Source organism: Mycobacterium sp. (assembly GCF_049281135.1).
In the GTDB taxonomy this organism is placed as follows: Bacteria; Actinomycetota; Actinomycetes; order Mycobacteriales; family Mycobacteriaceae; genus Mycobacterium.
The window spans coordinates 1-2,562 of sequence record NZ_JBAPRN010000224.1 but is presented as its reverse complement, the minus strand read 5'-3'; the positions used below and the strand labels follow the sequence as shown (position 1 = coordinate 2,562).

The 2,562-nt window shown below is 65.3% G+C and carries 2 protein-coding genes and 1 pseudogene; 1 reads left to right on the top strand and 2 read right to left on the bottom strand.

Features of this window, described 5'->3' with window-relative positions:
• Positions 1-12: 12 nt before the first annotated feature.
• Both WAN02_RS09275 and WAN02_RS09270 read right to left on the bottom strand, forming a co-directional pair.
• Positions 13-1,527 (bottom strand): sensor histidine kinase, encoded by a 1,515-nt coding sequence (locus WAN02_RS09275; protein ID WP_422263861.1) that lies wholly within the window; start codon positions 1,525-1,527, stop codon positions 13-15.
• 29 nt (positions 1,528-1,556) lie between these two features.
• Positions 1,557-1,772 (bottom strand): biotin/lipoyl-binding carrier protein, encoded by a 216-nt coding sequence (locus WAN02_RS09270; RefSeq protein ID WP_422263860.1) that lies wholly within the window; start codon positions 1,770-1,772, stop codon positions 1,557-1,559.
• Between the two features lie 375 nt (positions 1,773-2,147).
• Here WAN02_RS09270 and WAN02_RS09265 point away from each other — a divergent pair.
• Positions 2,148-2,562, top strand: a pseudogene (locus WAN02_RS09265) (hypothetical protein); the annotation flags it as partial.

The following is a 2,562-nucleotide window of genomic DNA, read 5'->3' as shown; positions in this document are numbered from 1 at the left end:
GTTGTGTGTGGGCTACTGCAGAGCGCGCGCGCGACGACCGATCGGCACGCGTAACACCACGTCAGTCCCGCCTTCGGGGGCGTCCTGCATCTGCAGCGTGGCGTCGAGCTCGGCGGACACCAGGGTCCGGACGATCTGCAGGCCCAACCGGTCGGACTTCTCGACGCTGAAACCCTCGGGCAGCCCGCGACCGTTGTCGTGGACCACTACGTCGAGCCAGCGAGCCGACCGTTCCGCGCGGATCGTCACCGAACCGCCCACGGCGGTGGCCTCGCAGGCGGCCGTGTCAAACGCATGCTCGATGGCGTTTTGTACGAGCTCGGTGATCACCATGATCAGCGCGGTCGCCCGATCGGAGTCGAGCACACCGAGCATGCCCGCCCGGTTGATCCGGATCGGCGTGTCCACCGTCGCCACGTCGTTCATGATCGGCAGGATCCGGTCGATCACGTCGTCGAGGTTGACTTCCTCGTCCACCGACATCGACAGCGCGTCGTGCACCAGCGCGATCGACGACACCCGTCGTACCGACTCGATGAGCGCCTCCCGGCCCTCGGGGTTGGTCGTCCGGCGGGCCTGCAGACGCAGCAGCGCCGCGACGGTCTGAAGGTTGTTCTTCACCCGATGATGGATTTCCCGGATCGTGGCGTCCTTGGAGATCAGCGCGCGGTCGCGCCGCTTGATTTCGGTGACGTCGCGAGCCAGTACCGCAGCGCCGGCCGCCTTGCCCTGCACCACTAGTGGCAGCGTGCGCAACAGCACCGTGGCGCCACCGGCATCGACCTCGATGCGCATGCTGGCCCCACCGGCCAGGGAGTCGAGCACGTGCTCGGCGAGCTCCCGGGCCTCGAATGGATCAGAGATGAGCGGCCGGGTGACCGCGATGAGGTTTTGGCCCTCCAGCTCCGAGGTGAGCCCCATCCGGTGGTACGCCGAAAGCGCATTCGGGCTGGCGTAGGAGACGACTCCGTTGACGTCGAGGCGAATGAAGCCGTCACCGGCGCGGGGGCTGGAACGCGACATGGCCACATCCCCCACGTTCGGAAAGGTGCCCTCGGAGAGCATGTGGACGAGGTCGGCGGCGCAGTCGACGTATGCGGTTTCCAGCGGGCTGGACTTCGGGGTGTCCGCGACGGCGGTCTGATGCGTCAGCACCGCGACCACCGAGTCGTCGTATCGCACCGGCACAGCTTCGATGTTCACTCCGGTCTGCTGCCACGAATACTGTTGGCCCGCAACGCGTTCCAAACCGATGTCGCCCGATTCAAAGGCCGCCGCGATCAGTGGCATGCGATCGGCTTCGACAACAGTCCCCACCGCGTCGCGCAGCAGAACAGTGGGCGCGGTATTGGGCCGGCACTGCGCGACGCAGACCAGCGAGCCGTCGTCGCGGCGAACCCACATCAAGTAGTCGGCGAACGAGAGATCGGCCAACAGCTGCCACTCGCCCACCACGGCATGCAGGTGATCGACGGCGCTGCCCGGCAGAACGGTGTGTTCGGCGAGCAGGTCACCGAGGGTGGACATCGGCGAATCCCGCTATCAAGCTCAGACGACTAGCTGATCACGGCGATGAGATCGCCGGCCTGGATGACGTCTCCCACCGACACGCTCACCTTGGTCACGGTGCCGGCGACCTCGGCCAGGACCGGGATCTCCATCTTCATCGATTCCAGCAGCACCAGGGTGTCGCCCTCTTTGATCTGGTCGCCCTCGTGGACCACGACTTCGAGCACGCTGGCCACAATTTCTGCCCGGACGTCCTCGGCCATAGTCACCCCGTTCGTCAACCAGTCGGTTTGCGCAATTGCGTCGCTTCATCGAACCACAATCGATTTCCCCAGTCGCACTCAGAGCTTGGCGCAACCGTTTCGGCGTTCGCGGCGGCCTCCCTCGGCCCGTTTGTGCAGCTGAAAGGTCACGATTGATGTCACGGAGATATCGATAAGCAAACTCCAAGATCACTAAGAGAACCTATAGAGCTTCTTCCGTGATCGTGTCGTGTTCGAAATGTGACATTTGGCAAGCAGAGTGTCCAAAGTGACTCGAGTGCCTGAAGGTTATCGAGTGAAACACCAAATTTGAGGAGTATTCCGTTGTCCGACAACACGTTTGCGCATTCGACAACTCGCCGTCCACTCAGCCGAGTGGCAACCGGATTCGGGGTGGCGCTGGCAGCAATCGCCACGATCGGGCTTGGCGCCGGTGCCGCCGCGGCCGCTCCACAGCAACCTTTTGCCGCCGATGACCCCATCCCTGGCATGCCGGGTGCGGGCAGCGCGGTGAACATCGCCAACTCGCTCTTCGGCTCGCTGAGCGGGCTGATGAACAACGTCATCCCGGGCGCGGGCGACCTGCTGATGCCTGCCACCAGCGCGCTCGGCGGCGGCGGGGGCCTTCCGGGCGGCCTGCCCGGCGGGCTCGGCGGACTGCCCGGCGGTGTCCCGGGTGGGCTTCCTGGCGGAATGCCGGGAGGGTTGCCTGGTGGAATCCCGGGTCAAGCCCCCGGGCTCGGCGGTTACCCGGGCGGCCTTCCAGGGCAGACATTGCCGGGGCAAACAC

Excerpts from the sequence above, each read along its gene's own strand:
- WAN02_RS09275 (WP_422263861.1), bottom strand. The coding sequence starts at position 1,527 with ATGTCCACCCTCGGTGACCTGCTCGCCGAACACACCGTTCTGCCGGGC.
- WAN02_RS09270 (WP_422263860.1), bottom strand. The coding sequence starts at position 1,772 with ATGGCCGAGGACGTCCGGGCAGAAATTGTGGCCAGCGTGCTCGAAGTC.